The organism is Mesonia sp. K4-1 (assembly GCF_008017825.1).
In the GTDB taxonomy this organism is placed as follows: Bacteria; Bacteroidota; Bacteroidia; order Flavobacteriales; family Flavobacteriaceae; genus Mesonia.
Genome location: NZ_VRLS01000093.1, coordinates 30153 through 56165 on the forward strand (window position 1 = coordinate 30153; position 26013 = coordinate 56165).

The 26013-nt window shown below is 35.0% G+C and carries 35 protein-coding genes; 28 read left to right on the forward strand and 7 right to left on the reverse strand.

Going from position 1 to position 26013, the window contains the following annotated elements; translation table 11 throughout:
* Positions 1–777, forward strand: a complete 777-nt coding sequence (locus FT986_RS14545; protein ID WP_147865693.1) for a hypothetical protein — start codon at positions 1–3, stop codon at positions 775–777.
* Here the strand turns inward: FT986_RS14545 and FT986_RS14550 are convergent.
* Positions 774–2051: a replication-associated recombination protein A gene (locus FT986_RS14550; protein ID WP_147865694.1), complete on the reverse strand. Its 1278-nt coding sequence runs from the start codon at positions 2049–2051 to the stop codon at positions 774–776. The two genes, FT986_RS14545 and FT986_RS14550, sit on opposite strands and share 4 nt — an antisense overlap.
* Positions 2052–2143: 92 nt before the next feature.
* On the opposite strand from FT986_RS14550, the gene FT986_RS14555 reads away from it, so the two are divergent.
* Positions 2144–2929 (forward strand): rhomboid family intramembrane serine protease, encoded by a 786-nt coding sequence (locus FT986_RS14555; protein ID WP_147865695.1) that lies wholly within the window; start codon positions 2144–2146, stop codon positions 2927–2929.
* Positions 2930–2932: 3 nt separating this feature from the next.
* Here FT986_RS14555 and rlmB read toward each other — a convergent pair whose 3' ends face one another.
* The 6 genes from rlmB to FT986_RS14585 form a co-directional block, all read right to left on the reverse strand.
* On the reverse strand, positions 2933–3667 hold the full coding sequence (rlmB, locus tag FT986_RS14560; protein ID WP_147865696.1) for a 23S rRNA (guanosine(2251)-2'-O)-methyltransferase RlmB: 735 nt from the start codon (positions 3665–3667) through the stop codon (positions 2933–2935).
* Positions 3668–3735: 68 nt separating this feature from the next.
* Positions 3736–4707, reverse strand: coding sequence for a hypothetical protein (locus FT986_RS14565; RefSeq protein WP_147865697.1), 972 nt, complete (start codon positions 4705–4707; stop codon positions 3736–3738).
* A 10-nt stretch (positions 4708–4717) separates the two neighbouring features.
* The gene (locus tag FT986_RS14570; protein ID WP_147865698.1) at positions 4718–5530 is read right to left on the reverse strand and encodes a hypothetical protein; all 813 of its coding nucleotides are present in this window, start codon (positions 5528–5530) and stop codon (positions 4718–4720) included.
* 19 nt (positions 5531–5549) lie between these two features.
* Positions 5550–7073, reverse strand: coding sequence for a SusD/RagB family nutrient-binding outer membrane lipoprotein (locus tag FT986_RS14575; protein ID WP_147865699.1), 1524 nt, complete (start codon positions 7071–7073; stop codon positions 5550–5552).
* Positions 7074–7088: 15 nt separating this feature from the next.
* A complete protein-coding gene (locus tag FT986_RS14580; RefSeq protein WP_147865700.1) occupies positions 7089–10190 on the reverse strand; it encodes a SusC/RagA family TonB-linked outer membrane protein in 3102 nt (1033 codons plus the stop codon).
* A gap of 119 nt (positions 10191–10309) precedes the next feature.
* A complete protein-coding gene (locus FT986_RS14585; protein ID WP_187248649.1) occupies positions 10310–11932 on the reverse strand; it encodes a POTRA domain-containing protein in 1623 nt (540 codons plus the stop codon).
* 247 nt (positions 11933–12179) lie between these two features.
* Here FT986_RS14585 and rpsL point away from each other — a divergent pair, with 247 nt between their 5' ends.
* The 26 genes from rpsL (at position 12180) to infA (ending at position 26000) form a co-directional block, all read left to right on the forward strand.
* On the forward strand, positions 12180–12554 hold the full coding sequence (gene rpsL / locus FT986_RS14590) for a 30S ribosomal protein S12 (protein WP_010230128.1): 375 nt from the start codon (positions 12180–12182) through the stop codon (positions 12552–12554).
* Positions 12555–12577: 23 nt separating this feature from the next.
* On the forward strand, positions 12578–13054 hold the full coding sequence (gene rpsG / locus FT986_RS14595) for a 30S ribosomal protein S7 (protein ID WP_111541897.1): 477 nt from the start codon (positions 12578–12580) through the stop codon (positions 13052–13054).
* A 5-nt stretch (positions 13055–13059) separates the two neighbouring features.
* Positions 13060–15168, forward strand: a complete 2109-nt coding sequence (gene fusA, locus FT986_RS14600) for an elongation factor G (RefSeq protein WP_147865702.1) — start codon at positions 13060–13062, stop codon at positions 15166–15168.
* Between the two features lie 11 nt (positions 15169–15179).
* A complete protein-coding gene (gene rpsJ / locus FT986_RS14605) occupies positions 15180–15485 on the forward strand; it encodes a 30S ribosomal protein S10 (protein WP_111541895.1) in 306 nt (101 codons plus the stop codon).
* Between the two features lie 140 nt (positions 15486–15625).
* Positions 15626–16243: a 50S ribosomal protein L3 gene (rplC, locus tag FT986_RS14610; protein ID WP_111541894.1), complete on the forward strand. Its 618-nt coding sequence runs from the start codon at positions 15626–15628 to the stop codon at positions 16241–16243.
* Positions 16243–16872 carry a 50S ribosomal protein L4 gene (gene rplD / locus FT986_RS14615; protein ID WP_147865703.1) on the forward strand — a complete coding sequence of 210 codons (630 nt, stop codon included), beginning with the start codon at positions 16243–16245 and terminating at the stop codon, positions 16870–16872. Before rplC ends, rplD begins: the two co-directional genes overlap by 1 nt.
* 5 nt (positions 16873–16877) lie before the next feature.
* Entirely contained in the window at positions 16878–17168 is a 291-nt protein-coding gene (rplW, locus tag FT986_RS14620) for a 50S ribosomal protein L23 (RefSeq protein WP_111541892.1), read from the forward strand.
* A gap of 10 nt (positions 17169–17178) precedes the next feature.
* Positions 17179–18006: a 50S ribosomal protein L2 gene (rplB, locus tag FT986_RS14625; protein WP_111541891.1), complete on the forward strand. Its 828-nt coding sequence runs from the start codon at positions 17179–17181 to the stop codon at positions 18004–18006.
* Between the two features lie 6 nt (positions 18007–18012).
* Positions 18013–18291: a 30S ribosomal protein S19 gene (rpsS, locus tag FT986_RS14630; RefSeq protein ID WP_111541890.1), complete on the forward strand. Its 279-nt coding sequence runs from the start codon at positions 18013–18015 to the stop codon at positions 18289–18291.
* An 8-nt stretch (positions 18292–18299) separates the two neighbouring features.
* Positions 18300–18707 (forward strand): 50S ribosomal protein L22, encoded by a 408-nt coding sequence (gene rplV / locus FT986_RS14635; RefSeq protein ID WP_111541889.1) that lies wholly within the window; start codon positions 18300–18302, stop codon positions 18705–18707.
* 8 nt (positions 18708–18715) lie between these two features.
* On the forward strand, positions 18716–19435 hold the full coding sequence (gene rpsC, locus FT986_RS14640; protein ID WP_111541888.1) for a 30S ribosomal protein S3: 720 nt from the start codon (positions 18716–18718) through the stop codon (positions 19433–19435).
* Positions 19436–19453: 18 nt separating this feature from the next.
* The gene (gene rplP, locus FT986_RS14645) at positions 19454–19873 is read left to right on the forward strand and encodes a 50S ribosomal protein L16 (protein WP_111541887.1); all 420 of its coding nucleotides are present in this window, start codon (positions 19454–19456) and stop codon (positions 19871–19873) included.
* Between the two features lie 10 nt (positions 19874–19883).
* Entirely contained in the window at positions 19884–20075 is a 192-nt protein-coding gene (gene rpmC / locus FT986_RS14650; RefSeq protein ID WP_111541886.1) for a 50S ribosomal protein L29, read from the forward strand.
* Positions 20076–20090: 15 nt separating this feature from the next.
* On the forward strand, positions 20091–20348 hold the full coding sequence (gene rpsQ, locus FT986_RS14655; protein ID WP_111541885.1) for a 30S ribosomal protein S17: 258 nt from the start codon (positions 20091–20093) through the stop codon (positions 20346–20348).
* A gap of 2 nt (positions 20349–20350) precedes the next feature.
* A complete protein-coding gene (gene rplN / locus FT986_RS14660; protein WP_111541884.1) occupies positions 20351–20719 on the forward strand; it encodes a 50S ribosomal protein L14 in 369 nt (122 codons plus the stop codon).
* 10 nt (positions 20720–20729) lie between these two features.
* On the forward strand, positions 20730–21041 hold the full coding sequence (rplX, locus tag FT986_RS14665; RefSeq protein WP_111541883.1) for a 50S ribosomal protein L24: 312 nt from the start codon (positions 20730–20732) through the stop codon (positions 21039–21041).
* Between the two features lie 2 nt (positions 21042–21043).
* Positions 21044–21595 (forward strand): 50S ribosomal protein L5, encoded by a 552-nt coding sequence (gene rplE, locus FT986_RS14670; RefSeq protein WP_147865704.1) that lies wholly within the window; start codon positions 21044–21046, stop codon positions 21593–21595.
* Between the two features lie 2 nt (positions 21596–21597).
* The gene (gene rpsN / locus FT986_RS14675) at positions 21598–21867 is read left to right on the forward strand and encodes a 30S ribosomal protein S14 (protein WP_111541881.1); all 270 of its coding nucleotides are present in this window, start codon (positions 21598–21600) and stop codon (positions 21865–21867) included.
* 56 nt (positions 21868–21923) lie between these two features.
* Entirely contained in the window at positions 21924–22322 is a 399-nt protein-coding gene (gene rpsH, locus FT986_RS14680; RefSeq protein WP_111541880.1) for a 30S ribosomal protein S8, read from the forward strand.
* A 19-nt stretch (positions 22323–22341) separates the two neighbouring features.
* The gene (gene rplF, locus FT986_RS14685) at positions 22342–22884 is read left to right on the forward strand and encodes a 50S ribosomal protein L6 (RefSeq protein WP_111541879.1); all 543 of its coding nucleotides are present in this window, start codon (positions 22342–22344) and stop codon (positions 22882–22884) included.
* A 10-nt stretch (positions 22885–22894) separates the two neighbouring features.
* On the forward strand, positions 22895–23248 hold the full coding sequence (rplR, locus tag FT986_RS14690) for a 50S ribosomal protein L18 (protein WP_111541878.1): 354 nt from the start codon (positions 22895–22897) through the stop codon (positions 23246–23248).
* Between the two features lie 5 nt (positions 23249–23253).
* The gene (gene rpsE, locus FT986_RS14695; protein WP_111541877.1) at positions 23254–23778 is read left to right on the forward strand and encodes a 30S ribosomal protein S5; all 525 of its coding nucleotides are present in this window, start codon (positions 23254–23256) and stop codon (positions 23776–23778) included.
* A gap of 12 nt (positions 23779–23790) precedes the next feature.
* Positions 23791–23973, forward strand: a complete 183-nt coding sequence (gene rpmD, locus FT986_RS14700) for a 50S ribosomal protein L30 (RefSeq protein WP_111541876.1) — start codon at positions 23791–23793, stop codon at positions 23971–23973.
* An 8-nt stretch (positions 23974–23981) separates the two neighbouring features.
* Positions 23982–24434 carry a 50S ribosomal protein L15 gene (gene rplO, locus FT986_RS14705; RefSeq protein ID WP_111541875.1) on the forward strand — a complete coding sequence of 151 codons (453 nt, stop codon included), beginning with the start codon at positions 23982–23984 and terminating at the stop codon, positions 24432–24434.
* 10 nt (positions 24435–24444) lie between these two features.
* Positions 24445–25782: a preprotein translocase subunit SecY gene (secY, locus tag FT986_RS14710; protein ID WP_111541874.1), complete on the forward strand. Its 1338-nt coding sequence runs from the start codon at positions 24445–24447 to the stop codon at positions 25780–25782.
* 2 nt (positions 25783–25784) lie between these two features.
* Positions 25785–26000, forward strand: a complete 216-nt coding sequence (gene infA, locus FT986_RS14715; protein ID WP_068589225.1) for a translation initiation factor IF-1 — start codon at positions 25785–25787, stop codon at positions 25998–26000.
* Positions 26001–26013: the final 13 nt, after the last annotated feature.

Below are 26013 nucleotides of genomic sequence, written 5' to 3' on the forward strand. Positions count from 1 at the left end.
ATGAAAAATTTAAACGTTCTAACCATATTTATACTAGCATTATTTACTTTACCTATAAATGCTCAAGATGAATCCATTTCAGAGATTAATAATTATAAATATATTATAGTTCCTATTCAGTACGATTTCTTAGAAGAGAATAATGAATTTCTGCTTTCCTCTTTAACTAAGCATTTATTTAAGGGAGAAGGTTACACCGTTATAATTGATAACGAAAAATTACCAGAAGATTTATTATGGAATCAGTGTTTAGCTTTAAAAGTAGATTTAGATGGAGAATATAAACAAATGTTTTCATTTAAGACCGATTTACAATTTAAGCTAATTGATTGTCGTAAAAGAGTAGTTTATGAGTCTGTAGTAGGATCTAGTCGAAATAAAAATTTTAAAGAGGCATATCACGAAGCTTTACGAGAAGCCTTTGACCCTTTAAAAAGTTTCTATTATAACTACACACCCAAAAACGAGACTAAGTATAAGACACTCACTAATGAAACTAAAGAGATAAAAGAAAAAAGTCTATTTGAAACTCCATCAAATTTTACTTTTGAAGAAAGTATATACACCCTAAAAAAAATAGAGGCAGGGTATCTTTTACTCAATGCTAATGGAGATAAAGAAGCTTTTATAAATAAGACTCCTACCGGAAATATACTTTACAATTCAGAACGTTTAAATGGGTCTTTAATCATTTCCTCTAATGGAGATTTAGAAGTTGAGTATTTTGATAGGAAATCTGGGAAAGTAGAAAAGGCTATTTTTAAAAAGCAGCTTTAATAATCATATTTGCTCTTCCAGCGATTTTTAAGGAATTCTCTATTTAATTGTTCTCGTTTATTATTCCCGGGTTCATAGAGTTTAGTTCCTGCAATATCTTGGGGTAAAAATTCCGCTTCAGCGAAATTATTTTCATAATTATGAGCGTATTTATAATCATCACCGTAGCCTAATTCTTTCATAAGCTTGGTAGGGGCATTTCTCAATGGTAGTGGGACAGGAAGATCTCCAGTTTGTTTTACCAGTTGTTGTGCTTTATTAATTGCCATATAACTAGCATTACTTTTAGCCGAAGTAGCTAAATACACTACACATTGGCTCAAAATAATTCTCGCTTCAGGATAGCCAACAGTTGTCACGGCTTGAAAAGTGTTATTTGCCATAATTAACGCTGTAGGGTTAGCGATTCCAATATCCTCACTGGCAGAAATAACCAACCTTCTAGCTATAAACTTAAGGTCTTCGCCGCCTTCAATCATCCTAGCTAACCAATAAACAGCTGCGTTAGGATCGCTTCCGCGGATAGATTTAATAAATGCCGAAATGATGTCATAATGCTGCTCCCCAGTTTTGTCATACCTAACTACATTCTGCTGGATTTTCTCTTCAACCAGTGTATTAGTTATTTGAATGTCATTCTTCCCTTCTGAATTTACGATAAGCTCAAAAATATTAAGCAACTTTCTCGCATCACCACCGCTTGCACGCAATAAAGCTTGAGTTTCTTTGAGTTCTATATTTTTCGAGCTCAAGAGTTTATCCTTCTTAATAGCTCTTTCCAGCAATTGAATGAGATCTTCTTTTGTAAAAGAATTTAAGACGTATACTTGGCATCTTGAAAGTAGTGCGGGAATAACCTCAAAACTTGGATTTTCTGTAGTGGCTCCTATCAAAGTCACCCATCCTTTTTCTACAGCTCCCAAGAGAGAGTCTTGTTGAGATTTGCTAAACCTATGAATCTCATCTATAAAAAGTATAGGGTTTTTTGTAGTAAAAAGGCCATCTTGTTTTTTAGCTCTTTCAATGACTTCACGTACATCTTTAACACCACTACTAATCGCACTTAACGTGTAAAAAGGCCTATCTGTAGTTTCTGCAACTATATTGGCCAAGGTTGTTTTTCCTACTCCAGGAGGTCCCCATAAAATAAGAGAAGGAATAATCCCTTTTTCAATTTGATTTCTAAGGGAGCCTTTATCGCCAACGAGATGTTTCTGACTAATATAGTCTTCTAAACTTTTAGGTCTTAAGCGTTCTGCTAATGGTTTATTCATTTTACAAAAGTACAAATAAGAATAACGCTGACAATTTTACATTAACCACAAGTTTGGTTAAAATTTTGACTATAAAATATTAAACTTAATCCATGCAAAAACAACAACATTTAGAGTTTTCTTTATCTACTGTGGCAATTCCGTTGTTTTCGGTGCTTTTTTTATGGATTGTTTATTGGTTTGAAATTCGGTTTCATATTAACCTCTCGTATTTAGGCGTACAACCTAAAACGCTTATGGGGCTAAGGGGGATTATATTTAGTCCATTTATTCACGGTAGCATAGATCATTTGTACAGTAATAGCATTCCTTTGTTAGTGCTCTTTATGTCTTTACTATATTTCTATAAATCCCTAGCTTGGAAATTGATTATATGGGGCGGTTTATTAGCGGGTTTAATCACTTGGTTAATTGCAGAGCAAGGGAGTACACATATTGGAGCAAGTGGCATGGTGTATCTTCTATCTAGCTTTTTGTTTTTTAAAGGTATTTGGTCTAAGCACTATAGACTTATTGCGTTATCATTAATTGTAGTTTTTCTTTACGGAAGTTTAATTTGGGGAGTTTTACCAGGCAAAGAAGGTATAAGCTGGGAAGGTCATCTAGCAGGATTCCTTAGCGGAATCGTTTTAGCATTTGTCTATAAAAATAAGGCTATCCCTACAGTTGCTTACTCGTGGGAAAAACCTACTTATAGAGAAGATGAAGATGAGTTTATGAAACATTTTGATGAAAACGGAAACTTTATTCCATCTTCAGAATTATATAAAGAGGAAGAGTTAGAAGAAGGTGATCTAAGTGAAAATCAAAATTTATATCATTCTCAAAAACTAGATTTTGACTGGAAGTCAAATCATACTTTATCTAATAAGAAATAAAAATTATAATCGCTGTCTTACAATTTCATAAAGGATTGCTCCGCAAGCTACAGATACGTTTAAAGAATCAGTAGAGCCTAACATAGGCAGTTTCGCTTTATAATCAACCATTTTAAGAAGTCCAGAAGAAACTCCTTTTCCTTCGCTCCCCATAATTAACGCAACTGGGATTTTAAAATCGATATCATAAATAAGCTGGTTTGTCTTTTCTGATGCAGCTATACTTTTGACATCGTAAGAGTTCAAGAAGAAAAGAGCATCTTTTAAGTGGTCTACCTTACAAATGGGGATGTTAAAGATTGCACCTGTAGAAGTTTTAACGGTTTGCTCATTAATGGCAGCAGTGCCTTGCTTAGGTAATATGATACCTTGAGCATTTATGGCTTCAGCGGTTCTAATAATAGCCCCTAAATTTCTTACATCACTTATTTGATCTAATAAAATAAATATTGGAGTAGGGGTAACGTCGAATGCTTTCTCTACAAGCTGCTCTATTTCAATTAGAGAAATAGGTGAAGAATTGGCTATCACTCCCTGGTGATTTCCATTTTTTGAAAGTTTGTTTAGTTTTTCTATTGGAACATAAGAGATTTGAACATTTGCTTTATTTGCTAATTGTTCTATCTCTTTTAATCCAGGGTTAGAAGTCCCTTTTTGGATAAATAATTTATCTAAATGCTGTTGGGTCTCTAATGCTTCTTTTACTGCATGAAGCCCAAAAATTTTTGATTCACTCATAGAAACCAAAAGTAATAAAAAAAAGCAGCCTAAAATAGGCTGCTTTTATATTAATTTATAAAAGTGAATTACTCACCTCTTCCTTGAAAAATAACTTCTCCTGTTTCTGGGTTAGTAACAGTATAAGTACTTCCGCTAATCTCTAAGTTAGCTACAGTTTCATAATACTGAGGATTGTCAATTACTCCATCTGCGTTAGGGTCTAAACCTTCATCAAATGCAGTCCAAATTCCAGATAAGTCAACCACATTGTTAGATACACCTCTTTTTGCTAAAGTAACAGAAGCAGGAATACTATCAAAGTTTACTGGCATAGAAGCACCATTCCCTGTATAGAAACTAGCTACGATCTCATATTGTCCGTCAGCTAAATCTCCAGGATTTATAGAAATCATCTCTGGACAGCTCGAATAGCTATCTGCTACAGTTGCACCAGCTGAATCATAAATCTCTAAATCTAAATCAAAATCACAGAAATCGTGCTCAGCACCATCTTCATCAAGATAAATTGCAGACCAGTCTAATCTTACTACAAATTCATCTGTAATTTCATCAGTTACTGTGATGTCAATGTTTATACCTCCATCTTTAGTTAATCCAGTTCTTCTTCCAGTTGCAGACATGTTTAATGAAATTACTTCATCTCCTTCACCGACAGTTAAATCTCTGTTAGCAATAACAGGAACCATAAAAGATTCTGAAAATTCAGGAACCGTATAAAGATAAGAAGTGTTAGGATTACCGAAATCTCCAAGTTGTGCTCCATCACCTACGGTAATGTCATCAAAATTTACTGTAGAGTTCTCATTAAGTACAAACTCAAAATCCATAACGGTATTTATAGCTTTATCTACTTGAAACTCCATCATAATGGTGTCTCCTTCTGCTACAGTATAAGATGTTTGAGTAGCAGTAATCAATGCTTTCTGACCACTTGTGTCAGGAAGATCTGCTTCGTCATTATTACAAGAGGTTAAAGTAGTAGCAATTGCTAATAAACTCCCCGTAATGTATAAAAATGATTTATTATTAATTTTCATATTTTATTTTTTAATTAGGTATATAAGTTGACGGCTGTTCTCTATAATCGAAATCACCAAAAATCTCTCCAGCTTGGTATAAAGCGTATCTTATGGTTACAGATCCATCATCATTAACTTCACCATCACCAATAACTCTATAAGCACCACCTAATACAGGTGAGTCAATTACGATATCTCCACAAACATCATTTAATAAAAATGGGATAGGATTCCCTCCTGATGTTAAATAAGGTAATGCACTTACTTCAAAAATTACAGGACTTTCATCTGTAGGTGTAAAAGTTACAGCATTACCTGCATTAGGGTTGAAATATGTAAAATCACCAAGATTAGATTCACAACCAACAAATGTTATTATTAATCTCTTATCTAATTCAGAAACCACAGCTCCTTCAGAAGTTGTACCAGTTAGATCAAGTACAAGTTGAGTAGGGCTGTCTGGGTTTAGTCCTCCAGTATTTACATTTAAAGGAAACAATGCAAATGTTGATCCTGCAGGGATTACAAATTGACCTGAACTATCTACAAAATCAAACTCTTGTCCTTCAGTTGCAGTTGATTCTGCACTATTAACCTCGTAGGTAATAGTGATATCTTCTTCAGGTAAAGAGCCGTCGCCACCTTTACCTAATAATACTACAGTATACTCTCTTAAAATTGCACCTTCGTCGCTAAAGTAACTTTCAGTAGCACTACTTGATTCAAACCCAACAATGGTTGGGCTTTGACCAAAATCTCTAGGCACATCGTCATCTACCAAGCACGAAGTGGCAAGAGTAGAAGCGAATAAAGCGATAAATATTAATTTTATATTTTTCATTTTAAAATTTTTTTAGTTATTAATTTACGTCCCAAAAGATTGCTGTGTCAAATGCGTCACTTTGAGATTGTTGAGGCACATTTGCTGCATTTGTATTATATTCTGAGGTAGGATATAATAATCTGTTTGGTTTTTCTGCTTTCTCTGCAGTTATAGCTAATGGTACATTTGGGAAACCTGTTCTTCTATATTCAATCCAAGACTCTTGTGCGGTTCTTCCATTTGTAGCTAACCATTTTTGAGTCATAATAGCTTCAATTTTGTTAGGACTTCCATCCCATCCAATTAAATTTTCACTATCACTATCTGTAATGTAGCTTTCAGCAGAACTTGAAGAAAGACCTAGAGATTCGTAAGAAGCTCTAATAGCATCTTGGAACTTAGTCTTAGCATCACCAGGAATATATGATCTAGAGATTGCTTCTGCTTGTAATAATAGGATTTCTGCTTGTAACATTAAATACCCATCTTGAGAAGAATCTATAATTAAACCTGTACCAAACTTAGATAATTCTTCTGCAGAAGTATCACTGTTCGCTCCTTGTACAACACCTACAACTTCTGTATTGTCAATTAACTCATAATATGCGTTAACTCTACTGTCAAAAACTCCTGTAGCAATATTTGCAGTAACATTCGGATTGTTAGGTTGCTGACCTTGCATGAATTCTACTGCGTAATCTGCAGCAACAATAGCATTTCTATTTTGAACTGCATTTCCTTCAGTATCAAAACCGTATGTAGCATAATATGGGTTTTGTTTCCCAGCACCATTTACATATCCAGGGTTTATAGTTACGTCTTCATTTACAAAATTTAATTCAAGATTTGCAAACTCTTCAGTTAAATAAGATGCTGTAGCTCCGTCAGTTTCAGCTAAAGTAAATTGTCTTGCTAATAATCTTAATTTAAGTGTATTGGCAAATTGTACCCACTTAGACATATTTCCTTGGAAGATTACATCTTCAGAACCTACAACTGCATCTGCATCATCTGCATCGTTGATCATAGCAATTGCATTATCTAAATCTTCTACAAGTGATCTGTAGATAGCCATATCGTCATCATAAGATGGAGTGTAATTTTCTCCAAATTGAAGAGCATTTTCAAAAGGTAAGTCTCCATAGTGGTCAACTAAATTTTGAAAGTAATATGACTGAACAATAGTTGCAATAGCTTTATGGTTGTCATATACTTCTTCCTCTGAAGAAGAGATTCTTCGAAGCGTTGCTATACCTCTATAGGTATTATCCCATACGGTGGTATAAAACGTTGTAGTTAAATTTAATCTAAATTCATCATCAAAACCACCAGTAAAAGCATTTACATTGCTTCCCCAGTTGTTCATCATTACATTACCCAATTGGTTTGCAGCTAGTGTATTAGCATAAGGAGTAGATATAGCTCCACCTAATAATAAGTCTGGGGTAATAGATTCTGCTGTTGGGTTATTTGGCGAATCATTTACATCTAAATAATCCTGACAAGAAACTAAACTTGCCGTAACAAATAAACCAATTATAGTTTTTGATATTATTTTCATTACTTTTTTTTTTAATTAAAATGTTACGTTAATACTCATACCAATACTTCTAGTAGGAGGATATTGTCCCAAAGTACTTATACCTTGACCGTTCCCATCAGTAAAACTAGATTCTGGATCTGCATAACCTCTGTTCTCTTCAGGTAATAACGTTAATAAATTTCTTCCAACTGCACTAATGCTAAACGCATCAATAAAGGTGTTTTCTAAATATTTCTTGTTGATATCATATCTTAAAGAAAGCTCTCTTAATTTTAATGCTGTAGCATCTAATACATGGTTTTCACCAATTTGTTGCATACTGCTATAGAATCCAATAAAGTCTCCTGCAGTAGTACCACCACTAGGTACAGATGTATTTTCAACAAAACCTTCACCGTTTGGATTAGCTACTGCTGAGTTAGGGAAGATAAATGCTCCTCTATCTCCTTGCGCACTTTCAACTAAGTGACCACTCCATGTTAAACTTTCTCTTTGAGAAGAGTAAAATACGTGACCAGTTCTATAATCTAATGTAGCTGCTAGTGTAAATCCTTTATATCTTAAAGATGAATTAAAGTTTAAGATATAATCTGGAGTTGTAGAACCTAAATTTTTAGGGTTTGTTGTTTGTACAGGTCTTCCAGAAGTAGCATCTATAATTACTCTTCCTTGCTCATCTCTTTCATATGCAGATCCCTTTAATACTGGAAACTGCTCTCCTTCTACTGCGAATACTTGAGCAAAACCACCTGTAGTTAATGATACTTCGTCAAATTGGTCACTAATTTTCACAACTTCTGAGTAAGATTTAGACCAACCAAAGTTTACGTCCCACTGGAAATCTTCTGTTTTAACAGGAGTTATACCTAAATCTATTTCAGCACCCCAGTTATCCATTTGTCCAATATTGATAATAGTTCTAGATAGTCCTGAAGCTGCAGAAGTAGCGATATTAGTTACTAAATCTGTAGTAGAACCATTGTAATAAGCACCATCTAAAGTTATTCTATCTTTAAAGAATCCTAAGCTTACACCAAATTCTAAGCTTTCTGTAAATTCAGGCTTTAATAGTGGATCTGTAATAAGAGAAGGGTATACAAATGAGTTACCAGCGTTGTACGGGTATCCTGCAGCTTGATTTAATGTTAAGTTAATATCATAAGGTCCTGCATAATCATTACCTACTTTAACATAGTTAGCGCTCACTTTTGCGTAATTTAAAACGTCACCTTTTAAGCTTTCAAAAGCTTTTGTAGGAATGAAAGATAAACCAGCACTTGGGTAGAAGAAACTATTGTTAGATCTATCTAAAGTAGATGTCCAGTCATTTCTTCCTGTAACATTTAAAAATAAATAGTCTTTATAACCTAAGTTAGCTTGTCCATAAACACCGTATCTAGTAGACTCTGCTTGAGTGTCAAAAGTAGTCGCTTGGTTAAATTCTCCTGTAAGGTTATCTGTTGCGTATAAACCAGGTACTGTTAAGCCAATACCTCCTACACCAATATTACTTGTTTTTAAATATTGATTGTTTAAACCTACCTGAGCATCTAATACAAAATCTTCATTTAAGTCATAATTGAAACTTAAGATAGCATCCGTATAATATTTTTGATACTTAGTCATTGCTCTAGAATAAGAAGCAGCTTCAGATCTGTCAGCCCCTGTTAAGCTTGTAATTGCTGTAGGTTCTGTATATCCATTGTTATATGTTAATTGATCAGTAAAGTTAAAAAGTGCGTTTGTTCTAACGATAGCACTTATGTTATCATTAACTTGATACTTAATTTCACCTAAAAGGTTAAATCTATTTCCGTCAATTTCTCTCCTTTTATTATCTCTAATCCAGTAAGGATTCAAGTAGTATGCATTCCAATGTCCTTCATTACCAGAGTTTGCGAACTGCTCGATTGGAATGTTAGATGCAGTCTGTAAAAGATCTCCAAATAATCCATCAGTAGCACTTGTGTATGATTCTTCTGTTGCTCTATAGCTATATGTAGCGTTACCACTTACAGACCACTTCCCTAGAGTTTTACCTCCTTTGAAATTGAAAGTAGATTTTTTCAACTTATCATTTTCAATAACAAATTCAGTATCTTGATTTTGTGCAGAAAAGAATACATATCCATCTTCGTCACCGCTAGAAATATTCACAGAGTTTTGTTGCGTAACACCAGTTTTAAAGAAATCTTTAATATGATCTGCACCTCTAGAACTGTATGGTGCCATAATGTAAGATCCATCTTCTTGTGGAAGACCTATAGGAGTCATTTGACCGTCAAATTCAGCTCCCCATCCACCATTTTCATAGGTAATGTTTTCAAAACCACTAACTACAGACCATCCTTGACCGTATCTAGTTTGTCTTTCTGGAACGTAAGCTACAGATTCAAAATCTATTGAAGATTTTACGTTGATACGCATTTTTCCATCCTTGGTACCTCTCTTTGTAGAAACGATAATCGCTCCGTTAGATCCTTGTGAACCATATAACGCAGCACCGTTAGCACCTTTAATGATGTTTATAGACTCAATAGTATTAGGGTCAATAGTTGATAAGAATTCAGCAGTAGAAATTGCTCCATCTATAACAACTAACGCTTCGTTGTTACCTGAAATAGATCTAGCACCTCTCAATGTAATTCTGTTACCTCCATTTACTCCGTTACCGACTTGCTTGATATTAAGACCTGAAACTTTACCCGTAAGACCAGAAACCACATCAGGGTTATTGGCTTTTACTAGTTGCTCAGAATCAACCACTTCGTAAGATGAAGTAACTTGATCTTTCTTTCTCTTAATACCTAAAGCAGTAATAACTACTTCATCTAACTCATTTCCTGAAGCCATAGTTACATCGTACGAGCTAGCCGCTCCTACAGAAACTTCTTGAGTGTCAAAACCAACATAGCTAAACACTAGAGTTTCGCCAGTTGAGGCTTCTAAACTGTAATTACCATCAAAATCAGTTTGTGTACCTGACGAAGTTCCTTTGATAATAATGTTAACTCCTGGTAGCGGAAGACCTTGATCATCGGTCACCGTCCCGGAAATTGTTTTTTCTTGTGCAAACGTAAGTTGCACGACAAACGCTAGTAGTAGCGTTAAAATTCCACTAAACTTTGTTCTCATTTTTATAATTTATTTGAATTAGCCAAAGCCAAAAATCTTAATAAAAACTTAATTACACAACTATTTTCCTTTAAAATTTAGTTTTTGTTTGTGATATATCCAATATTTCTACCGAAATGTTAAAAGGTTGCTGATAGTTGAAGGTGAACTTTGGTGTTGTTGAAATCAAAATTTTGATCACTTGTTTTTCCATTGGCAAACATTAGTCTCAAATTTCCTACTTTGGTTTGGAGTCCTAATCCAAAACCTAAACTTATAAGGTTTTCAGCATTTTCTATTTTAGGGGTTTCAAGATAGGTGATATCTGTAATGGTGTGAGCGTAAATTGCTGGAGATAAAAGATATTGATATTCTAGTTGGAATGAGCTGTAGAGATTTGAGTTAATACTGTTTTCTTCAAATCCTCTAACGGTATTAATTCCGCCAAGACGGGGGAGTTCATTATTTAGGTAGTTATCTGAATTTAAAAACGAAGAGCTGTTTCTAAGGAAAATTGCATTCCGGTTGTTAATTAAGTATTGATAATTGACTTCGATTTTGTAGAGTTGCTGTGGTTCTTTGTTGGTGTTAGTTTTTCGATGACCTATTCCAATTTCGGTTTTTAAAAAAGATTTCCTTTTAAAAAAGAAAGTTCGATATTGTTTGAAAAAAATATCTCCTCCTAGTAAAAGTCGTTTGCTTTCAAAATCCTCATTTGTAGAAATTATGTTTTCGTTTTGTAGGTTGTTTGAAATTTCTGAATAATAACCGGTATTTAGTTTAATTTTTGGGTTAAGCTGGTAGTTTGCTTTTATGCTTTGTATTGTGTTGGTGTAAGTGGAGTCTCTTTTAAAGAGGTTTAAGTTTAATTCAATGCCTAGGGGAGTGTTGAATAAATACGGGACCTCTAGCTTTGCGTCAAATTCTAATTGTTGCTCTCCGTCATTTCTGTATAAAATGTTGAGTTTTTCTCCGCTATTAAAATTATTCTCTAACTGAAGATTTAGATATCCGTTAAATTCGAGATTATTGGTTTCTTCATTTGTAGCGAAACCTAGGTACCCATCAAAATTATTGCTATTTCTTTTTTTTAGGTATAGAAAAACTGATGTGGAGTCTTTTTGGAATAATACTTCTGGTTTTCTTGTAGATTCACTAAAGCTTAAATTTTCGATGCGTTCTACTCTTTCGTTTATAATTTGTTTGTTAAAGATTTGTCTCTCTTTTAAATTTAAATAATGGCGAATGTAGCTTTTCGGGAATTTATCATATCCTTTAATTTCGATATGGGTTATGTTTCGAGTGTGAGATTGATTTGCAGTTAACTTTCCGATAAGGGAATCATTTTTCTTTGAAATTTCAGAAATTTCAGAATAAGTAAATGGTTTTCCTTGATTTGCTAAAAAATTATTTATTTCATAGAGTTTGTTTTCTAGGTTTTCTAAATCTATTCGAGTTTGGTTGTCATTAGTAGTTATATTAAATAATTTCTCTTTTGCTTCTTTTGAAAAGTTATCTGGGATTTCTATATAGATAGAGTTGTGTTTTTTATTTAATGAAACCTTGTAAGTGTATTTTTTGTTTATTTCTTTTTGATTGTTACTTCCTCTAGATATTTCTGCGTCGATATAACCTCGTTTATAAAGTAGCGTCTTAAAATCTACCAAGGTTCTTTTTATAGAGTTGAGATCTGAGTGGGATTTTGTATAATTAATTTCATTTAAAATTTTTTCTTCACTTTCGCTTTCGCTGAAAAATAGCAATGAAAGTTCTTGGCTGTTGCAAAAACTATAACTGAAAAAAATGAATAGATGTATAAGATGTTTCGACCTCAATGAATGGTTTTTTAGGATAACGAAGATAAAAAGAAAATAGCGTACATTTTTCTAAGAATTGAAATCTTACTGAAAATTAATCATTTATAATTTGAATACTTCAAATTAATTTCTACATTTGCAAACCCTAAAAATAGGGGAAATATTTTTTAACATAATTAGTGTAGAAGAAATTATGCCAACAATTTCACAATTAGTACGAAAAGGAAGAGCCAAAATAACTAAGAAGAGTAAATCGGCTGCTTTAGATTCGTGTCCACAAAGACGTGGGGTTTGTACGCGTGTTTATACCACTACGCCAAAGAAACCTAACTCGGCTATGCGTAAAGTAGCAAGGGTGAGGTTAACAAATGGTAAAGAGGTAAACGCATATATCCCAGGTGAGGGTCACAATCTACAGGAGCACTCGATAGTATTAGTTAGAGGTGGAAGGGTAAAAGATTTACCAGGTGTTAGATATCATATCGTTCGTGGAGCTTTAGATACCGCAGGTGTTGAGGGTAGAACGCAAAGAAGATCTAAGTACGGTGCAAAACGCCCTAAGAAGTAATTAACAACTTTTAAAGAGAAGACATGAGAAAAAGACAGGCAAAAAAGAGACCTCTTTTACCAGATCCAAAATTCAATGATCAGTTAGTGACACGTTTCGTTAACATGATGATGTGGGATGGTAAAAAATCAGTTGCTTTTAAGATTTTCTATGATGCGATTGCTATTGTAGAGGAGAAAAATCAAGACGAAGAAAAAACTGCTTTAGAGTTGTGGAAAGATGCTTTATCAAACGTTATGCCTCACGTAGAGGTGAGAAGTAGACGTGTTGGTGGTGCAACCTTTCAGATCCCAATGCAGATTAGACCAGACCGTAAAGTTTCTACTGCAATGAAGTGGTTAATTTCTTTTGCGCGTAAGCGTAATGAAAAAGGAATGGCTGCAAAATTAGCTGCTGAAGTTTTAGCTGCGGCTAAAGAAGAAGGTGCTGCGGTTAAGAAAAGAGTAGATACGCATAGAATGGCTGAAGCAAATAAAGCATTCTCACACTTTAGATTCTAAATAAAATGGCACAAAGAGATTTAAAATATACAAGAAATATTGGTATTGCAGCGCATATTGATGCGGGAAAAACTACAACTACCGAGCGTATTCTTTATTATACAGGTATTAGTCATAAAATAGGAGAGGTTCATGATGGAGCTGCTACTATGGACTGGATGGAGCAAGAGCAGGAAAGAGGTATTACAATTACTTCTGCTGCAACGCACTGTACTTGGATGTATCGTGATACGGAATTCACTGTAAACATTATTGATACTCCTGGACACGTTGATTTTACCGTAGAGGTAGAGCGTTCTTTGCGTGTATTGGATGGTGTGGTTGCTTTATTTAGTGCAGTTGACGGTGTTGAGCCTCAGTCTGAAACAGTTTGGAGGCAAGCCGATAAATATAGAGTTCCTAGATTAGGATTCGTAAATAAAATGGACCGTCAAGGTTCGGATTTCTTTAACGTGTGTAAGCAGGTTAGGGAAATGTTAGGAGGTAACCCTGTTCCGTTACAAGTGCCAATTGGCGAAGAGATGGATTTTAAAGGTGTGGTTGATTTGATTTCTAAAAAAGCAATTATTTGGAATGACGAGGATCACGGTATGACTTACGAGGAAGTTGAAATTCCTGCTGAGTTGATGGATGATGTGAATATGTACAGAACTCAGTTAGTTGAGGCTGTTGCAGAGTATGATGAGCAGTTAATGGAGAAGTTTTTCGAAGATGAAAACTCTATTACTGAAGATGAGATTATTGCAGCTTTAAGAGCAGCAACTATCGATATGTCTATTATTCCTATGATGTGTGGTTCTGCTTTCAAAAATAAAGGTGTTCAGGCTATGTTAGATGCAGTGATGCGTTACTTGCCATCTCCTGTAGATATTGAAGCAATTGAGGGAACTAATCCTGAGACAGGAGAGGAAGAGTCTCGTAAGCCAAACGTTGATTCTCCATTTTCTGCATTAGCTTTTAAAATTGCTACCGATCCTTTCGTAGGTCGTTTAGCTTTCTTTAGAACTTATTCAGGTACTTTAGATGCTGGGTCTTATGTTTTAAATAACAGATCTGGTAAAAAAGAAAGAATTTCAAGAATGTATCAAATGCACTCTAATAAGCAAGAGCCTATCGATAGAATTGAGGCTGGAGATATTGGAGCGGCTGTAGGTTTTAAAGATATTAAAACTGGTGATACTTTAACAGATTTAGATCATCCAATTGTTTTAGAATCAATGACTTTCCCAGCACCAGTAATTGGTATTGCGGTAGAGCCAAAAACTAAAGCAGATGTTGATAAAATGGGTATGGCTTTAGCTAAATTAGCTGAAGAAGATCCTACGTTCGTTGTGAAAACAGACGAAGCTTCAGGTCAAACTATTATTTCTGGTATGGGAGAATTACATATTGAAATTTTAGTAGATCGTTTAAAAAGAGAATTTAAGGTAGAGGTGAACGAAGGTGAACCACAAGTAGAATACAAAGAGGCTGTAACTAGACCTGCAGAGCACAGAGAAGTTTATAAGAAACAATCTGGTGGTCGTGGTAAGTTCGCAGATATCGTATTTGAGATGGGACCTATTGATAGTGATTTTGAAGGAACTGGTTTGCAGTTTGTTGATGAAATTAAAGGTGGTCGTATTCCTAAGGAATTTATTCCTTCTGTGGAAAAAGGATTTACTCAAGCAATGAAAAACGGACCTTTAGCTGGATTCCAGATGGATTCTTTAAAAGTTGTTTTAAAAGATGGTTCTTTTCACCCTGTAGATTCTGATCAGTTATCATTCGAATTGGCAGCAAAAATGGGTTACAAAGCAGCAGCTAAGAAAGCTGGAGCTGTAATTCTTGAGCCAATTATGAAAAACGAGGTAGTTACTCCAGAAGAAAACATGGGGGATATCGTTGGTGACCTTAACAAAAGAAGAGGTCAAGTTAATGATATGTCAGACAGATCTGGTGCTAAAGTAATTAAAGCAGAAGTGCCATTATCAGAAATGTTTGGTTATGTAACTACGTTAAGAACTTTATCTTCAGGTAGAGCTACTTCTACAATGGAATTTTCTCATTATGCTGAAACTCCTTCAAATATTTCTGAAGAAGTAATTAAAGCAGCAAAAGGAGCTAACGACTAATATCAAGTAACATGAGTCAGAAAATCAGAATAAAATTAAAATCTTACGATTATAACTTGGTAGACAAATCTGCTGAGAAGATTGTAAAAACAGTAAAAACTACTGGTGCTGTAGTAACGGGGCCAATTCCGTTGCCAACACACAAAAAAATATTTACCGTATTGCGTTCTCCTCACGTTAACAAAAAAGCGAGAGAGCAATTTCAACTTAGTTCTTACAAAAGACTATTAGATATTTATAGTTCTTCTTCAAAAACGATTGATGCGTTGATGAAATTAGAATTACCTAGTGGTGTTGAAGTAGAGATCAAAGTCTGATCGAATTAAGTTGCTGAAATATTTCAGTACAACATGTCCAGAGCTTCGTGCGAAGGAAAAACGGAAAAATACATTCAGGATTGGAAAGTATTTTCAGTCCTGAATACTTTTAAATAAATAATTTAAATCAATTAATAATTATGTCTGGGTTAATAGGAAAAAAAATCGGCATGACCAGCATTTTTGACGAGAACGGGAAAAATATTCCTTGTACCGTTATTCAAGCTGGACCATGTGTAGTTACCCAAGTCAGAACCACAGAGGTTGACGGGTATGAAGCACTTCAACTTGGTTTCGATGACAAATCAGACAAAGCTGCTACAAAAGCTGCCCAAGGGCACTTTAAGAAAGCTGGTACTGTTGCTAAACGCAAAGTTGTCGAGTTCCAAGGATTTAAAAGTGAACACAAATTAGGTGACGAAGTCACTGTAGAGCATTTTGCTGAAGGAGAATTTGTTGATGTAGCAGGTACTTCTAAAGGAAAAGGTTTTCAAGGTGTTGTTAAAAGACACGGTTTTGGTGGTGTTGGTCAAGCAACTCACGGTCAGCATAACCGTTTAAGAGCTCCAGGTTCTATTGGTGCTGCGTCATATCCTGCGAGAGTATTCAAAGGAATGCGTATGGCTGGAAGAATGGGAGGAGAAAAAGTGAAAGTACAAAATCTTAAAGTGTTAAAGGTTGTGACTGATAAGAACTTAATCATCGTTAAAGGATGTGTTCCAGGTCATAAAAACGCTTACGTAACTATTCAGAAGTAATGAAAGTAGCAGTTGTAGATATTAAAGGAAAAGAAACAGGTAGAGAGGCAAACCTTTCTGATGCTGTTTTTGGAATAGAGCCTAATGATCATGCTGTTTATTTAGATGTAAAGCAATACTTGGCTAATCAAAGACAAGGAACGCATAAAGCTAAAGAAAGAGCAGAAATTACTGGAAGTACTAGAAAGATTAAAAAGCAAAAGGGTACAGGTACCGCTAGAGCTGGTAGTATTAAATCTGGTATTTTTAAAGGTGGTGGACGTATGTTTGGGCCAAGACCAAGAAATTATGGCTTTAAATTGAATAAGAACTTAAAGCGTTTAGCGCGTAAATCAGTTCTTAGTCAAAAAGCAAAAAACAACGAAATTGTTGTTGTTGAAGATTTTAATTTTGACGCTCCAAAAACCAAAAACTTAATTGAAGTTTTAAAGGGATTAGGTGCAGATAACAAAAAATCTCTTATAGTGTTGGGTGATTCAAATAAAAATGTATATTTGTCATCACGCAATTTAAAAACCTCTGAGGTTATAACTAGTTCAGAATTAAGTACTTATAAAATACTTAATGCTAAAAAAGTTGTTCTTTTAGAAGGTGCGTTAGAAGGAATTGAAACGAATTTGAGTAAATAGACGTTATGAGTATCTTAATAAAACCTATTATTACTGAAAAAGCAACTAACGATAGTGAGTTAAACAATCGTTTTGCATTTGTTGTAAATAAGAAGGCGAACAAGATTGAAATTAAAGATGCAGTTGAGTCTGCTTATGGCGTTTCGGTTGAAAAAGTTCGCACAATTAATGTCCGTCCTAATCGCAAAACTCGTTATACAAAAACGGGGATTGTAACTGGTAAAACAAATGCTTATAAAAAAGCAATTGTACAGGTGGCGGAAGGAGAAACTATAGATTTATATACTAATCTTTAAGAATTAGAGAATGTCGGTTAGAAAGTTAAAACCAATCACTCCTGGTCAGCGTTTTAGAGTAGTTAATGGGTATGACGCCATTACTACTGATAAGCCGGAGAAGAGCTTACTTGCTCCGAACAAAAGATCTGGAGGTAGAAACAGTCAAGGAAAAATGACCATGCGCTATATTGGTGGTGGTCATAAAAAGCGTTATCGTGTGATCGATTTCAAGAGAGATAAGTCAGGTATTCCTGCTACTGTCGCTTCTATTGAGTACGATCCAAATAGAACTGCTTTTATTGCGTTGTTAAATTACCAAGATGGTGAGAAGCGTTACGTAATCGCTCAAAACGGTTTACAGGTAGGTCAAAATTTAGTTTCTGGAGCTTCAGATGTTGCTACGGAAATTGGAAATGCGATGCCTTTACGTCAAATACCATTAGGTACAATTATTTCTTGTATTGAGTTGCGTCCTGGGCAAGGAGCTGTAATGGCTAGAAGTGCAGGTGCTTTTGCTCAATTAATGGCGAGAGAGGGGAAATATGCTACAGTGAAACTTCCTTCTGGTGAAACTAGAATGATTTTAGCAGACTGTATGGCGACGATAGGAGCTGTTTCAAACAGTGATCATCAATTGTTAGTGTCTGGTAAAGCTGGTAGAAGCAGATGGTTAGGAAGAAGACCTAGAACAAGACCAGTGGTAATGAACCCGGTTGATCACCCAATGGGTGGTGGAGAAGGACGTTCTTCTGGAGGTCATCCAAGATCTAGAAAAGGTCTTCCTGCTAAAGGTTTCAGAACTCGTTCTAAAACCAAGTCGAGTAATAAGTATATTGTAGAACGTAGAAAGAAATAATAAGATATGGCACGTTCATTAAAAAAAGGACCTTACGTTCACTATAAGTTAGAGAAGAAAGTTGCTCAAAATGTTGAGTCTGGAAAGAAAACCGTGATCAAGACTTGGTCTCGTGCTTCGATGATTACCCCAGATTTTGTAGGGCAAACTATAGGAGTTCATAATGGGAAGCAATTTGTTCCTGTATATGTAACTGAGAATATGGTAGGTCATAAATTAGGAGAATTTTCACCAACACGTTCTTATAGAGGACACGCAGGTGCGAAAAATAAAGGTAAAAAATAATTGAAGCTATGGGAGTTCGTAAAAGAGAAAGAGCAGAGCAAATAAAGGAAGCTAAAAAGCAGATAGCTTTTGCAAAACTAAATAACTGCCCTACTTCACCTAGAAAAATGCGTTTAGTTGCGGATTTAGTAAGAGGTGAAGGTGTAGAGAAAGCGCTTCAAATCTTAAAATTCAATTCTAAAGAAGCTTCTCGTAGATTAGAGAAACTGTTGTTGTCAGCTATAGCTAACTGGCAATCAAAAAATGAAGATGCGAGTGTAGAAGAAGCAGAGTTGTTTGTAAAAGAAATTCGTGTGGATGGTGGAAGTATGTTAAAAAGACTTCGTCCAGCTCCGCAAGGAAGAGCACATAGAATAAGAAAAAGATCAAACCACGTTACATTAGTGTTGGGATCTAAAAATAATACACAAAGCTAAGAAGTAGTATGGGACAAAAAACAAATCCAATCGGAAATAGACTTGGTATCATTCGTGGATGGGAATCTAACTGGTACGGAGGAAATGACTACGGCGATAAATTAGCTGAAGACGATAAGATTAGAAAGTATATCCATGCTCGTCTTTCTAAAGCTAGTGTATCTAGAGTAATTATTGAGCGTACGCTTAAACTTGTAACCGTTACTATCACTACTGCTAGACCAGGTATAATTATCGGGAAAGGTGGTCAAGAGGTAGACAAGTTAAAAGAAGAGCTTAAGAAAATTACTGGGAAAGAGGTTCAGGTTAATATTTTTGAAATCAAAAGACCTGAATTAGATGCGCACCTAGTAGGAGCAAGTGTTGCAAGACAAATTGAGAATAGAATTTCTTATCGTCGTGCAATTAAGATGGCTATTGCTGCTGCAATGCGAATGAATGCTGAAGGGATTAAAATCCAAATTTCTGGCCGTTTAAACGGAGCAGAGATGGCTCGTTCAGAAGCATATAAAGATGGTAGAATTCCTCTTTCTACATTTAGAGCCGATATTGACTATGCTTTAGTGGAAGCTCATACTACTTACGGTAGATTGGGTATTAAAGTGTGGATCATGAAAGGTGAGGTTTACGGAAAAAGAGAATTATCTCCACTTGTTGGATTGTCTAAGAAGCAAGGAGGAAAATCTGGATCTGGACGAGGTGGTAACAAGTCACGTCGTAGAAAGTAATTTTTTAAAGAACAAGAAATGTTACAGCCTAAAAGAACAAAATATCGTAAGCAACAAAAAGGTCGTATGAAGGGAAATGCTGGAAGAGGGCATAGACTTTCAAACGGTACTTTCGGAATCAAATCATTAGACTCTAATTTTGTTACTGCGCGCCAAATTGAAGCAGCACGTATTGCAGCTACTCGTTACATGAAAAGGGAAGGATCTCTATGGATCAAAATTTTCCCAGATAAGCCAATTACTAAAAAGCCTTTAGAGGTTCGTATGGGTAAAGGTAAAGGTAATGTTGAGTATTGGGCAGCAGTTGTTAAGCCGGGAAGAATTTTATTTGAAATTGGAGGGGTGCCTCAAGCAATCGCTAAAGAAGCATTGCGTTTAGCAGCTCAAAAATTACCGGTAAGAACAAAATTTATAATAGCTAGAGATTATCAAGAATAATTTTTGAATTATGAAACAATCAGAAGTAAAAGAATTATCTGTAGCTGAGTTGCAGGAACAAGTGGCTAACTCTAGACAATCTTATAGAGATTTAAAGATGGCTCACGCGATCACGCCTTTAGATAATCCGGCTCAGTTAAGAACTGTAAGAAGGACTATTGCGCGTTTGACTACAGAAATCACAAAAAGAGAATTACAATAATTCTGCTGAAGTAAGATGGAAAAAAGAAACTTAAGAAAAGAACGTATAGGTGTTGTTACTAGTAACAAAATGCAGAAATCTATTGTGGTTTCTGAGGTTAAAAAAATGAAACACCCAATGTATGGGAAGTTCGTTTTGAAGACTAAGAAATACGTAGCACACGACGAGAAAAATGACTGCAACGAAGGGGATACAGTTAGGATCATGGAAACAAGACCTATGAGTAAATCTAAATGTTGGAGATTGGTAGAAATAATTGAAAGAGCGAAGTAATTATGGTACAACAAGAGTCTAGATTAAGAGTAGCAGACAATACCGGCGCTAAAGAAGTTTTAGTAATTAGAGTATTGGGAGGTACAAAGAAGAGATATGCTTCTGTTGGTGACAAAGTAGTTGTCAGCGTAAAAGAAGCTACGCCTAATGGAAACATTAAGAAAGGTGCAGTTTCTACAGGGGTTGTTGTTCGTACTAAAAAAGAAGTGCGTCGTCCAGACGGATCTTATATCCGTTTTGATGATAACGCTTGTGTTTTATTGAACCCAACGGGTGAGATGAGAGGAACACGTGTATTTGGTCCTGTGGCCAGAGAACTTCGTGATAAGCAATTTATGAAGATTGTATCATTGGCACCTGAAGTGCTTTAATACAGAAAAAATGACAAAGCTTAAAATCAAATCAGGAGATACTGTTCGTGTAGTTGCTGGTGATCATAAAGGTCAAGAAGGTAAAGTACAGAAAGTATTAATTGAAAAAAATAAAGCAATTGTTGAAGGTGTGAATATGATCTCAAAACATGAGAAACCAAGCGCATCTAATCCGCAAGGAGGCATTGTGAAAAAAGAAGCACCTATCCATATATCAAACCTTTCTTTATTAGATAAAGATGGTAATGCTACGAGAGTAGGATATAAAATGGAAGGAGATAAAAAAGTGAGATTTTCTAAAAAATCTAATGAAGTAATTTAGTTATGAGTTACGTACCAAGACTTAAAGAAGAGTATAAAGACAAGGTCATTAAAGCTCTTACAGAAGAATTTAGTTACGAGAATGTAATGCAGGTTCCTAAACTTACTAAAATTGTTATTAGTAGAGGTGTAGGAGCAGCTGTTGCAGATAAAAAGCTAATTGATCATGCTGTAGATGAACTTTCTACAATTACAGGTCAAAAAGCGGTATCTACAATATCTAAAAAGGATGTTGCTTCATTTAAATTACGTAAAGGGATGCCAATTGGGGCAAAAGTTACGTTAAGAGGAGATCGCATGTATGAGTTTTTAGATCGTTTAATCACGGCTTCACTTCCACGTGTACGTGATTTTAGCGGAATAAAAGCTACTGGATTTGACGGAAGAGGAAATTATAACTTAGGAATTACTGAGCAAATAATTTTCCCAGAAATTAATATCGATAAAGTGAATAAAATCTCTGGTATGGATATTACTTTTGTAACGACTGCACCAACAGATAAAGAAGCAAAATCATTGTTAACTGAACTGGGATTACCTTTTAAAAAGAACTAATTATGGCTAAAGAATCAATGAAAGCCCGTGAGGTGAAGAGACAAAAAACGGTAAAAAAATATGCTGAAAAACGCGAAGCTTTAAAAGAAGCTGGTGATTATGAAGCGTTACAAAAATTACCTAAAAATGCCTCTCCTGTACGTTTACACAACCGTTGTAAATTAACAGGTAGACCAAAGGGATATATGAGACAATTTGGTCTTTCTCGTGTAATGTTTAGAGAAATGGCTAATAAGGGATTAATTCCTGGTGTAAAAAAAGCCAGCTGGTAAAATTATAAATAGGTTGAAGGTTCTAACATGAAAACCACAACCGTAAATTAAGATAGATGAATACAGATCCTATTGCAGATTATTTAACAAGAATTAGAAACGCTGTGGCTGCTAGTCATAGAGTTGTAGAAATTCCTGCTTCTAATTTAAAGAAGCAAATGACGAAGATATTATTCGATCAAGGATATATCCTTAGTTACAAATTTGAAGATGAAACCGCTCAAGGTACTATCAAAATAGCTCTTAAGTATGATAAAGAAACTAAAGAGTCTGTAATTAAGAAGTTACAAAGAATAAGTAAACCTGGATTGCGTAAATACGCAGGATCAGATGAGCTTCCTAGAATTTTGAATGGATTAGGTATTGCTATCATTTCTACTTCTCACGGAGTAATGACAGGTAAGCAAGCTAAGAAAGAAAAAGTTGGTGGTGAAGTACTTTGTTACGTTTACTAATATTTAAAAGACAAAAATTATGTCAAGAATAGGTAAAAGTCCAGTTTCAATTCCAGAAGGAGTTACGGTAAACGTAAATGATGGTGTTGTAACTGTAAAAGGAAAGTTAGGAGAGTTAAACCAAAGCTTTTCTGATATAGATATTAAAGTTGAAGAGAACGAAGTAATCTTAGAAAGATCTTCTGAAAAGAAGAATTTCAAAGCAAAGCATGGTCTTTATAGAGCTTTAATTCAAAATATGGTAAAGGGTGTTTCTGAGGGATTCACTAAGGAACTAGAATTGGTAGGGGTAGGATATAGAGCTTCTAACCAAGGACAAAAATTAGATTTAGCTGTTGGTTTTTCACATAATATTGTGATAGATTTAGCTCCAGAAGTAAAAGTGGAAACAATTACTGAAAAAGGTAAGAATCCAGTTATAAAATTAACTTCTTTTGACAAACAATTAGTTGGTCAGGTAGCAGCAAAAATTCGTTCTTTCCGTACGCCAGAACCTTACAAAGGAAAAGGTATCAAGTTTGTAGGAGAGCAAATTAGAAGAAAAGCAGGTAAATCAGCTTAATAGTGTAGTTATGGCATTTTCAAAAGAAAAGAGAAGAAATAAAATCAAAAGAAGAATCCGAAAAAACCTTTCGGGAACTGAGGCTAGACCAAGATTGTCTGTTTACAGAAGTAATAAAGAAATTTATGCTCAAGTAATCGATGATGTAAATGGTAAAACTATTGCAGCAGCTTCTTCAAGAGATAAAGGTGTTACAACAGAAGGTACTAAAAATGAAGTATCACAAGCTGTTGGGAAATTAATTGCTGAAAAAGCAATTAAAGCTGGTGTAGAAACCATTACTTTCGATAGAGGTGGGTATTTATACCACGGTAGAGTTAAATCATTAGCAGAAGGTGCTCGCGAAGGAGGACTTAAATTCTAAAAGATATGTATCAAGATTATAAAAACGTAGAACTTGTTAAACCAAGTGGCTTAGATTTAAAAGATCGTTTAGTTGGAGTACAACGTGTTACTAAGGTAACAAAAGGTGGTAGAGCTTTTGGCTTTTCTGCAATTGTTGTTGTAGGTGATGAAAATGGTGTTGTAGGTCAAGGTTTAGGAAAGTCTAAAGAAGTAGCAGAAGCAATTGCTAAAGCAGTAGAAGATGCTAAAAAGAATTTAGTTCGTATTCCTTTAAATAAAGGAACACTTCCTCACGAGCAAAAAGGTAAATATGGTGGTGCTAGAGTTTTATTGCTTCCAGCAGCAACAGGTACCGGAGTAATTGCAGGTGGAGCTATACGTGCGGTATTAGAATCTGTAGGAGTACATGATGTACTTTCTAAGAATCAAGGTTCTTCTAACCCTCATAATGTTGTAAAAGCAACTTTTGATGCATTACTTCAATTAAGAAGTGCAGAAACTGTAGCTAAGCAACGTGGGGTATCATTAGATAAGGTTTTTAACGGATAATTCAAGGATAAAATGGGAAAGATAAAAGTAACTAAAGTAAAAAGTGCTATTAATCGTACCAAGAATCAAAAGCTTACTTTAGAGGCTTTAGGTTTAAAGAAAATTGGACAAACTGTTGAGCATGACGATACAGCCAATATCCTTGGAATGATAAATAAAGTTAATCATTTAGTTTCTGTAGAAGAAGCAAAATAAACGAACAAATGGAATTAAATAACTTAAAACCTGCAAAAGGTTCAGTTCAAGGAAATAACAAACGAGTAGGTCGTGGTGAGGGTTCTGGTAAAGGAGGAACAGCTACGCGTGGTCACAAAGGGGCTAAATCTCGTTCTGGATATTCTAAGAAAATAGGTTTCGAAGGAGGGCAAATGCCACTTCAAAGAAGAGTTCCTAAATTTGGTTTTACTAACATTAATAGAAAAGAGTATCAAGGTGTAAATCTAGATACGCTTCAAAAGTTAGTAGATGATGGAAAAATTACAGATTCTATCGATATGGACACTCTTGTTGAAAACCGTTTAGCAAGAAAAAACGAGTTAGTTAAAATATTAGGTAGAGGAGAGCTTAAAGCGAAATTAAAAGTTTCTGCACACAAGTTCACAGCATCTGCTCAAAAAGCTATTGAAGCTGCAGGAGGAGAAGCTATAACCTTATAACAAGTTTAGAATGAAATTTTTTGAAACAATAAAAAATATTTGGAAGATAGAAGAGCTCAAAAATCGTATCATGATTACTTTTGGGCTTTTACTTGTTTATCGTTTTGGTACACAAGTGGTTCTTCCCGGGATCGATGCGTCTCAATTAGCAGATTTAGCTAATCAAACTGATGGTGGTTTATTAGGGTTACTTAATGCCTTTACAGGAGGAGCATTTTCTAATGCCTCCATTTTTGCATTGGGGATTATGCCTTATATCTCTGCTTCAATTGTTGTGCAATTAATGGGAATAGCAGTTCCTTATTTGCAAAAGCTGCAAAAAGAAGGAGAAAGTGGTAGAAAGAAAATTAACCAAATTACAAGATGGCTTACCATTGCAATTACTTTGGTTCAAGGGCCTGGTTATATTTATAATCTGTTTGCTACTTTGCCAGATTCTGCATTCTTATTAGGAGATTCTGTAAGTTTTGTTGTTTCGTCGGTTATCATCTTAACTACAGGATGTATTTTCGCAATGTGGTTAGGGGAGCGTATTACAGATAAAGGTATTGGAAATGGTATTTCTTTATTGATTATGGTTGGTATTATAGCCACACTTCCTCAAGCTTTTTTACAAGAAATACAATCTCGTGTTACAGAGTCTAACGGTGGTTTGATTATGATCTTAATTGAATTGGCTATTTGGTTTGCTATTATCTTTGCTTCGGTAATGTTAGTAATGGCTGTAAGGCAAATACCGGTACAATATGCTCGTAGAAACGCTACTGGAGGATATGAAAAAAATATATTTGGTGGAGCTAGACAATTCATTCCATTAAAATTAAATGCATCAGGTGTAATGCCAATCATCTTTGCTCAGGCAATTATGTTTATCCCTGCCGCTGTTGCTGGTCTTTCAGACTCAGAAATGGCACAAGGTGTAACTGCAGCGTTTAATAATATTTTTGGATTTTGGTATAACTTAGTTTTTGCATTATTGATTATCATATTTACATACTTCTATACTGCAATTACTGTTCCTACTAATAAAATGGCAGATGATTTAAAAAGAAGCGGTGGATTTATTCCAGGGATAAGACCTGGTACGGAAACTGGTGAATATTTAGATCGCATTATGTCGCAAATTACTTTGCCTGGTTCTGTATTTTTAGCTCTAATAGCTATATTCCCAGCAATAGTTGTCTCTTTAGGAGTGCAGCAAGGTTGGGCTCTATTCTTCGGAGGAACGTCGTTATTAATTATGGTAGGTGTTGCGATAGATACCATTCAACAAGTAAACTCGTATTTGCTTAATAGGCATTATGATGGTTTAATGAAATCTGGAAAAAATAGAAAAGCAGTAGCTTAATTATGGCAAAACAACCAGCAATAGAACAAGACGGAAGCATTGTAGAAGCATTATCTAATGCAATGTTCCGTGTAGAACTAGAAAATGGTCACATTGTGACCGCTCATATCTCGGGAAAGATGCGTATGCACTACATTAAGTTGTTACCTGGAGATAAAGTAAAATTGGAAATGAGTCCTTACGATTTAACTAAGGCTCGAATAACCTATAGATACTAAATTTTCGATTTAT

Bases quoted from the DNA above. Each gene is read 5' to 3' on its own strand.
- FT986_RS14545 (WP_147865693.1), top strand. From the start codon at position 1: ATGAAAAATTTAAACGTTCTAACCATATTTATACTAGCATTATTTACT.
- FT986_RS14550 (WP_147865694.1), bottom strand. From the start codon at position 2,051: ATGAATAAACCATTAGCAGAACGCTTAAGACCTAAAAGTTTAGAAGAC.
- rplV (WP_111541889.1), top strand. From the start codon at position 18,300: ATGGGAGTTCGTAAAAGAGAAAGAGCAGAGCAAATAAAGGAAGCTAAA.
- rpsN (WP_111541881.1), top strand. From the start codon at position 21,598: ATGGCTAAAGAATCAATGAAAGCCCGTGAGGTGAAGAGACAAAAAACG.
- rplE (WP_147865704.1), top strand. From the start codon at position 21,044: ATGAGTTACGTACCAAGACTTAAAGAAGAGTATAAAGACAAGGTCATT.
- FT986_RS14555 (WP_147865695.1), top strand. From the start codon at position 2,144: ATGCAAAAACAACAACATTTAGAGTTTTCTTTATCTACTGTGGCAATT.
- FT986_RS14575 (WP_147865699.1), bottom strand. From the start codon at position 7,073: ATGAAAATAATATCAAAAACTATAATTGGTTTATTTGTTACGGCAAGT.
- rplF (WP_111541879.1), top strand. From the start codon at position 22,342: ATGTCAAGAATAGGTAAAAGTCCAGTTTCAATTCCAGAAGGAGTTACG.
- FT986_RS14565 (WP_147865697.1), bottom strand. From the start codon at position 4,707: ATGAAAATTAATAATAAATCATTTTTATACATTACGGGGAGTTTATTA.
- rpmD (WP_111541876.1), top strand. From the start codon at position 23,791: ATGGGAAAGATAAAAGTAACTAAAGTAAAAAGTGCTATTAATCGTACC.
- FT986_RS14570 (WP_147865698.1), bottom strand. From the start codon at position 5,530: ATGAAAAATATAAAATTAATATTTATCGCTTTATTCGCTTCTACTCTT.
- rpsH (WP_111541880.1), top strand. From the start codon at position 21,924: ATGAATACAGATCCTATTGCAGATTATTTAACAAGAATTAGAAACGCT.
- rpsQ (WP_111541885.1), top strand. From the start codon at position 20,091: ATGGAAAAAAGAAACTTAAGAAAAGAACGTATAGGTGTTGTTACTAGT.
- rpsS (WP_111541890.1), top strand. From the start codon at position 18,013: ATGGCACGTTCATTAAAAAAAGGACCTTACGTTCACTATAAGTTAGAG.
- rplD (WP_147865703.1), top strand. From the start codon at position 16,243: ATGAAAGTAGCAGTTGTAGATATTAAAGGAAAAGAAACAGGTAGAGAG.
- FT986_RS14580 (WP_147865700.1), bottom strand. From the start codon at position 10,190: ATGAGAACAAAGTTTAGTGGAATTTTAACGCTACTACTAGCGTTTGTC.
- rplB (WP_111541891.1), top strand. From the start codon at position 17,179: ATGTCGGTTAGAAAGTTAAAACCAATCACTCCTGGTCAGCGTTTTAGA.
- rpsE (WP_111541877.1), top strand. From the start codon at position 23,254: ATGTATCAAGATTATAAAAACGTAGAACTTGTTAAACCAAGTGGCTTA.
- fusA (WP_147865702.1), top strand. From the start codon at position 13,060: ATGGCACAAAGAGATTTAAAATATACAAGAAATATTGGTATTGCAGCG.
- rplN (WP_111541884.1), top strand. From the start codon at position 20,351: ATGGTACAACAAGAGTCTAGATTAAGAGTAGCAGACAATACCGGCGCT.
- rpsG (WP_111541897.1), top strand. From the start codon at position 12,578: ATGAGAAAAAGACAGGCAAAAAAGAGACCTCTTTTACCAGATCCAAAA.
- rlmB (WP_147865696.1), bottom strand. From the start codon at position 3,667: ATGAGTGAATCAAAAATTTTTGGGCTTCATGCAGTAAAAGAAGCATTA.
- rpsJ (WP_111541895.1), top strand. From the start codon at position 15,180: ATGAGTCAGAAAATCAGAATAAAATTAAAATCTTACGATTATAACTTG.
- rplC (WP_111541894.1), top strand. From the start codon at position 15,626: ATGTCTGGGTTAATAGGAAAAAAAATCGGCATGACCAGCATTTTTGAC.
- rpmC (WP_111541886.1), top strand. From the start codon at position 19,884: ATGAAACAATCAGAAGTAAAAGAATTATCTGTAGCTGAGTTGCAGGAA.
- rpsC (WP_111541888.1), top strand. From the start codon at position 18,716: ATGGGACAAAAAACAAATCCAATCGGAAATAGACTTGGTATCATTCGT.
- rplR (WP_111541878.1), top strand. From the start codon at position 22,895: ATGGCATTTTCAAAAGAAAAGAGAAGAAATAAAATCAAAAGAAGAATC.
- secY (WP_111541874.1), top strand. From the start codon at position 24,445: ATGAAATTTTTTGAAACAATAAAAAATATTTGGAAGATAGAAGAGCTC.
- rplX (WP_111541883.1), top strand. From the start codon at position 20,730: ATGACAAAGCTTAAAATCAAATCAGGAGATACTGTTCGTGTAGTTGCT.
- rplP (WP_111541887.1), top strand. From the start codon at position 19,454: ATGTTACAGCCTAAAAGAACAAAATATCGTAAGCAACAAAAAGGTCGT.
- rpsL (WP_010230128.1), top strand. From the start codon at position 12,180: ATGCCAACAATTTCACAATTAGTACGAAAAGGAAGAGCCAAAATAACT.
- infA (WP_068589225.1), top strand. From the start codon at position 25,785: ATGGCAAAACAACCAGCAATAGAACAAGACGGAAGCATTGTAGAAGCA.
- rplW (WP_111541892.1), top strand. From the start codon at position 16,878: ATGAGTATCTTAATAAAACCTATTATTACTGAAAAAGCAACTAACGAT.
- rplO (WP_111541875.1), top strand. From the start codon at position 23,982: ATGGAATTAAATAACTTAAAACCTGCAAAAGGTTCAGTTCAAGGAAAT.